Here is a 6694-nt window from a genome sequence, read left to right as displayed (position 1 = left end):
GGCGGGAGCTGTGGTTACCAAGGATGTTCCGCCGGGGAAGATGGTGAAGGGAGTACCCGCCCGGGTATTTAAGGACGTGCCGGAAGAAGAGAAAATCTTTCGTTCGTGACAGGGGGAAGAAAATATGGGCATACCGTTGTTGGACCTGAAAGCACAGTATGAAAGCATAAAAGAAGAGATCGACGCGGCTGTAGTGCAGGTGCTGGAGAGCGGCAGATATATCCTGGGGCCCAATGTAGCGGAACTGGAAAAAGAAATTGCACGCCTAACTGGTACCAGATATGCGGTGGGAGTGGCCAGCGGCACGGATGCGTTGCTTTTGTCGCTGGTAGCGCTGGGGGTGGGGGAAGGAGATGAGGTGATAACCTCACCCTACACCTTTTTTGCCACCGCCGAAGTGATCTCTCAGGTAGGGGCAGTGCCGGTATTTGTGGATATTGACCCTGAAACTTATAACCTGGACGTAAGCCAGGTGGAAGAGAAAATTACCAAGCGCACACGAGCTATCATCCCGGTACATATTTTTGGGCAGCCCGCAGATATGGATCCGCTTCTCGATTTGGCCCAAAAATATGATCTGTTCATCATAGAGGATGCCTGCCAAGCTATCGGGGCCGAATACAAAGGCAGGCCCGCTGGCTCCATGGGTAATACGGGCTGTTTTTCCTTTTTCCCCACCAAGAACCTGGGGGGATACGGCGACGGCGGCATGGTGGTAACTAATGATTCGGAAGTGGCCGAGAAGATCCGCATCTTACGCGTGCACGGGAGTAATCCCAAGTATTATCATTCCCTGCTGGGGTATAATTCGCGCCTGGATGAGCTGCAGGCAGCCATCCTGCGGGTTAAACTTAAGTATCTGGAGGAATGGAACGAAGCCCGAAGAAGGAAAGCTGCACTGTATGACGAACTCCTGGCAGGTACTCCAGTAGTTACACCGGTCGTAAGGGAATGGGCAAAATCCGTCTATCACCTCTATGTGGTGCGGGTGCCCGACCGGGACGGGTTAATGCAGTATCTTAAAGAACACGGAATATTTACCGGCGTATATTACCCGCTGCCCCTACATCTGCAAAAGGTTTATGCGGACCTGGGGTATAAACCCGGAAGCCTTCCGGAGGCGGAGAAGGCAGCTAGAGAAACTCTGGCCCTGCCTCTTTACCCGGAGATTACCGAGGATCAGGTAAGAAAAGTGGTTAAAAGGGTCAAAGAATACCATAGTAGATAATTGGCGCAAGAAAGTTTTGTTTTTTTATTATAATTTTGAAGCCCTTAGTAATATTTCTCTAAGGGCTTGATTTGTTGATCTGGATCGTAAAAGCAGGAAAAGTGACGCATAGTAGAGAAATCTTAAAAGGTTGTGAAGAAAGGTATTTATGTTAAAGAAAAAAGGAGCTTGGGGAAATGGGCTTGCGGGAAATTGTCTTCTGGCTGTTTGCGGTGATGCTTTTCTATCCTCCGTATTTCAGGGGTTTGTTCTTCCAGAATGAGCAGCAGTGGACTTTGTTGTTTGCCGGCGGGCTGTTTCTGTTGACCTGGTTTTGGAAGCTTTCTCGCCGGGAAGTGAGTTTTTTGAGCCGGCCTCTGGATTATTTTAATCTGGCCTTGGTTTTGGCCTATGTTTTGAGCTTTTTTGTGGCTGCCGACCAGAGACTGGCGGTGGCGGAGATAGTTAAAGTTTCTCTATATTTTCTGGTTTACTGGATGGCATCGCAGCTGGTTCGGGAGGAAAGAGATGTTCGTATACTGCTGAATGTGTTTTACTGGAGCGCGGTGGGAGTGGCCCTGGCGGGGATTATGACGGCCACCGAGGTTATCCATATCAACGACGGGTTTGTGAACGGGCGCATTTTCTCCACCCTGCAATATCCGAATGCTTTAGCTATATATCTCCTGGTACTGGCGATTATAGGTATATACTTGTGGTGGAAGGGCGGTCTTGCAGGGCGTTTCTTATACGCGGTGGGGAATTATACACTCCTGGCGGTGTTTTTGGGCACCAACTCCCGCGGAGCTTTTCTGGTATTTCCCCTGGCTTTTTTTCTACTGTTCCTGGGGCTTCCCAAGGGTAGCCGGGGCCCGGTAGCCTTTCATTTGGCGGTAAGTTTGGTGGCTGCCGTGCTATTCAATGACAAATTCCTGCCCAACATCAATGCCGGAAGAATGGATCTTGTCTGGTTATGGTTTGTGGTGGGGGCTTTGATAAGTATCGCCGGCCAGTTGATCTACTGGTACTCAAGCAGGGTTATACCTGGGTTTAGACTTGACGATCGAAGGTTTAGGGTTGCAGTTATGGCCGGTTGCCTGGTGCTCGTGGTGCTGGGTGCGGTAGTCCTCTTCTGGCCGCAGGACGTTCAGGTAGCTTCGAAAGGGCTGTTACCACAGAACATTGTGGAAAGACTGCAGCGCATCAACCTGGAGCAGCAGGCGGTTCAGATGCGGCTGTATTTATACCGGGACGTGTTTAAGCTCATCCGGGAACACCCAATTTTGGGCCTGGGAGGCGGCGCCTGGGAAGCCACCTACCGGCATTACCAGAGCTACATGTATTCCTCCACCCAGGTGCACAACCATTTCCTGCAGGTATGGGCGGAAACGGGAACTATTGGCTTTATTATCTTTATCGGCATCTGGGTTAGCTTTTTAACGACCTGGCTTCGGTTATACCGTCGAGAAGAAGGAGACAGGGCCCTGGTGTGGTCCATGGGGACGGGAGCCGTGGCCCTGGGTGCGCATTCTTTGATGGATTTTGACCTGGCCCTGTCCGCGGTGGCCATGGTGCTCTGGGGTATCTTTGGTTTCCTGCGGGGGCTGGAAAGGATACGGAACGGAGAGGAGAAGGTTATTTCGCCTAAATCTTTTAACCGGGTGAAAGGGAAATATATGGCGGGCGTGGTTGCGGCCAGCCTCGTTATCATATTGCTCTCTTCCACCCTGCTCATCGGCAATGCTTATGCCCGGCAGGCGGTAGAAGCGTTTCAACTGAAAAACTATCGCCTATCCCAACAGAACTTCGCCCGGGCCGCTATGTTTGATCCTTTTATGGCCACTTATCTCATTGACTTGGCCAAAACTTATCATATTTTGGGTGAAAGGGAAAAGGCTTTAGAAATTGGGGAAAAGTCTTTGGCTAAAAGCAGTTATAACGCCCGCATCTATATGGAGATGGCCAACCTGTACTGGCAGTCCGGAAAAAAAATGGACAGTATCATGATGATGGAGAAGGCCTGGGAAGTCTTTCCTTTTAACCAAAACACCTATGATAACCTTTCGCGGCTTTACATGCTCACCGGTTTCAACTTCCTGCAGAATGGGGAGCTGCGACAGGCGGAAGAGTATTTCCGGCGGACGCTGGAAGTTCCCGAAAGGCTAAAGGACGTTATGGACAACCTCAGCGATAGAGAAAAAGAACTTTGGGTCAAGTGGAACCGGGAACCATTGCTGCAAGTCAGTCCTCTAATTAAGCTCAATGTGGGAATTGCCAATTATTTCTTAAATCACTGGGCGGAGGCAGAGAAACTGTTGGAGGAAGCGGCGCAGGATGACCGGTTTAAAGGGGAGGCTTATCTCTGGTTGAGCATTATAAAGCGTAAGCAAGGGTTTGTGGAGCAGGCGGAGGAAATGAAGAAAATAGCGGTTGAAAGGATGCCGCAACTGAAGAGGGATTATGATCGCCTGCGGAAATTACCCGTTCTGCAGTGACCGTGAAAGGGGGCGTACCCGGTGCGCCTGCGGGTATTTATGCTGCTGGGTGATGCAGCTTTGGTAAATCTGGCGTACTATTGCGCCTTGCTGCTGCGTTTTGAGGGCAGCATCCCCAGTAAGTATTTATACGGTTACCTGGATGTGGCGCTGGTGGTAACGGCCGTCAGCCTAGGTTCCCTGTATGTCCACGATCTGTACAACCGGATATGGAAGTACGCCAGCACCGACGATTTGCTGGCCATAATCCGGGCCGTTACGGTAAGTACGGTGGGTGTGGCGGTGATCGGATATTTTTCCCCGTCTCCGCTGCCCCGCAGTATCCCTATCTTAGGTTGGATGTTCAATATCCTGTTCATCGGCGGCTCCCGCTTTGTCTGGCGCCTGCTGGTGGACAGGCTGAGCGAGCCGAGACAAACCGTCAGGGCGCGTAAGGCCTTGATCGTGGGAGCCGGGGACGCCGGGGCCACCGTGGCGCGGGAGCTGCGCCACCACCGGGCCGCCGAGATATGGCCGGTCGGTTTTGTAGACGATGACCCGGGCAAGCAAAAGATGCAGATCTTTGGCCTGCCCATCCTGGGTACGCGGGACGATATCCCTCGGCTGGTACAGCAACATGGGATTGAGGAGATTATTATTGCCATCCCATCAGCTCCGGGAGAGGTCATCCGGGAGATTGTTTCTATCTGTAAGGCTACGCCGGCGAAGCTGAAAATTGTTCCTGCCGTGTACGACCTGATAGACGGTAAGGTTACGGTGAGCCAGATAAGGGAGGTGGAGCTGGAAGACCTCCTCGGGCGGGAGCCGGTATCCATTGACATGGAGGAGATAGCCGGTTACCTGGGAGACCAGGTGGTGATGGTTACCGGGGCCGCAGGGTCCATCGGCTCCGAGCTGTGCCGGCAGATTTGCCGTTTTCATCCTGGGAGATTAGTTGCGGTGGACTTCAGCGAAAACGGCCTGTTTGAACTGGAGATGGAACTGAAGGAGAGCTTCCCTCAGGTACCGCTCTCGGTGGAGTTGGCCGACATCCGGGAAAAGCGCCGTATAGAGCGCCTGATGGAGGAGTACCGCCCGGCTGTGGTCTTCCACGCCGCGGCTCACAAGCACGTGCCTTTAATGGAAATTCACCCGGAAGAAGCGGTGAAGAACAACATTATCGGTACGCGAAACGTGGCTGAGGCGGCCGCCCGGGTGGGCGTAAAGACTTTTGTGCTGATATCCACCGATAAGGCGGTCAACCCCACCAGCGTTATGGGAGCAACCAAGCGGGTAGCGGAAATGATTATCCAGCATCTCGACCGGGTCAGTGATACCAGGTTTGCGGCCGTCCGGTTTGGAAATGTGTTGGGCAGCCGGGGAAGTGTGATTCCTGTATTCAAGCGGCAGATAGAGAAGGGGGGACCGGTGACGGTCACCCACCCGGACATGGTGCGGTATTTCATGACGGTAAGCGAAGCGGTGCAGTTGGTGATCCAGGCCGGGGCCATGGCCCGGGGCGGTGAAGTATTTGTCCTGGACATGGGCAAGCCGGTGAAGATAGTTGACCTGGCCCGGGACCTGATAAGGCTGTCGGGGTTTGAGCCGGACAAGGATATTAAGATTGAATTTACCGGTATCAGGCCGGGGGAGAAACTGTTTGAGGAACTGCTGACGGCGGAGGAAGGAGTAACCGCCACCCGGCACCGGAAGATTTATATAGCGAAAAATAACTGTATAGATACCGAAACCATAGAGATGATGCTGGGCGAACTAAATAGAGATGATAAATTTTCGAATGCTGACTCTGCTCGGGATTTTCTAAGCCGGTTTGTTCCTAGCTACCGCCCTTACCACAAGCATGTCGCGGCAACTCGCAGTTTTGGTTAGATTATTGAGATAAGATAAAAGAGGTGATATTAATTGAAAATCGCAACAATTGTCGGAGCAAGACCCCAATTTATAAAGGCTGCACCGGTATCCAGGGAGCTCAGGAAACATCATCAGGAAATAATAATTCATACCGGTCAACATTATGACTACAATATGTCGGCTGTATTTTTCGAAGAAATGGATATTCCCCGGCCCGACTATAATTTGGGAGTGGGTTCGGGAAATCACGGCTGGCAAACAGGAAGGATGCTGGAAGGAGTAGAGGAAGTACTGCTAAAAGAGAGCCCGGATCTGGTTTTGGTATATGGAGACACTAATTCCACTCTTGCCGGAGCACTGGCAGCAAGCAAAATGCATATCCCTGTAGCCCATGTAGAGGCAGGACTTAGGAGCTATAACAAAAGGATGCCGGAAGAACAGAATAGAGTGTTAACTGATCATATATCTTCGCTTCTGTTTTGTCCTACCGAGACAGCGGTTCAAAACTTGCACCGCGAGGGCATTACTACGGGAGTTTATCTAGTTGGTGATGTAATGTACGACGCCCTGGTATATAATCTGGCGATTGCTCGTGAAAAATCAGACATTCTAGAGCGGCTTCAGATGTTTCCTGGAGAATACGTACTGGCTACCGTTCACAGGGCAGAAAATACCGACGATTTAGCTAATTTGCAAAATATTGTTGAGGCGTTGACGAGAATAGATTCTCCTGTTGTTTTTCCTCTACACCCTCGAACTAAGGCTAGATTGATAGAAGCGGATCTGCTTAATTTTTTAGAGGTAAACGATTGTGTATTGCTTATACCTCCCGTAAGTTATCTGGATATGCTGGTATTGGTATCAAATGCTGAAGTAGTTCTGACGGACTCTGGAGGGGTACAGAAGGAAGCATACATTTTAGGTGTGCCCTGCATAACCTTACGGGAAGAGACGGAATGGGTGGAAACGGTGGCTGCGGGTTGGAATATTCTGACCGGGACACGCCCGGAAAAAATACTGTCTGCGATTATGAGAATGAGGAGTACTGATCTGCCCGAAAGAAAGCCTGTTTTTGGAGATGGACAAGCTTCCATGAAAATTATTAGCATCCTCAGTAGAAACTTTGAGTAATACATCTGAT

The 6694-nt window shown here is 51.0% G+C and carries 4 protein-coding genes; all 4 read left to right on the top strand.

Going from position 1 to position 6694, the window contains the following annotated elements:
* Positions 1 to 124 precede the first annotated feature (124 nt).
* Entirely contained in the window at positions 125 to 1228 is a 1104-nt protein-coding gene (locus KKC1_RS14005; protein WP_088555044.1) for a DegT/DnrJ/EryC1/StrS family aminotransferase, read from the top strand.
* Positions 1229 to 1404: 176 nt separating this feature from the next.
* Positions 1405 to 3702, top strand: a complete 2298-nt coding sequence (locus KKC1_RS14000) for an O-antigen ligase family protein (protein ID WP_088555043.1) — start codon at positions 1405 to 1407, stop codon at positions 3700 to 3702.
* A gap of 39 nt (positions 3703 to 3741) precedes the next feature.
* Positions 3742 to 5571, top strand: a complete 1830-nt coding sequence (locus tag KKC1_RS13995; protein ID WP_088555113.1) for a polysaccharide biosynthesis protein — start codon at positions 3742 to 3744, stop codon at positions 5569 to 5571.
* A 33-nt stretch (positions 5572 to 5604) separates the two neighbouring features.
* Positions 5605 to 6684, top strand: a complete 1080-nt coding sequence (gene wecB, locus KKC1_RS13990; protein WP_088555042.1) for a non-hydrolyzing UDP-N-acetylglucosamine 2-epimerase — start codon at positions 5605 to 5607, stop codon at positions 6682 to 6684.
* The last annotated feature ends 10 nt before the right edge of the window (positions 6685 to 6694 follow it).

Origin of the sequence: Calderihabitans maritimus (assembly GCF_002207765.1) — a bacterium.
GTDB classification, from domain to species: Bacteria; Bacillota; KKC1; order Calderihabitantales; family Calderihabitantaceae; genus Calderihabitans; species Calderihabitans maritimus.
Note: the sequence above shows the minus strand (reverse complement) of the source record. Positions and strands in the feature narration are given on the sequence as shown.

Excerpts from the sequence above, each read along its gene's own strand:
- KKC1_RS13995 (WP_088555113.1), top strand. The coding sequence starts at position 3,742 with ATGCTGCTGGGTGATGCAGCTTTGGTAAATCTGGCGTACTATTGCGCC.
- KKC1_RS14000 (WP_088555043.1), top strand. The coding sequence starts at position 1,405 with ATGGGCTTGCGGGAAATTGTCTTCTGGCTGTTTGCGGTGATGCTTTTC.
- KKC1_RS14005 (WP_088555044.1), top strand. The coding sequence starts at position 125 with ATGGGCATACCGTTGTTGGACCTGAAAGCACAGTATGAAAGCATAAAA.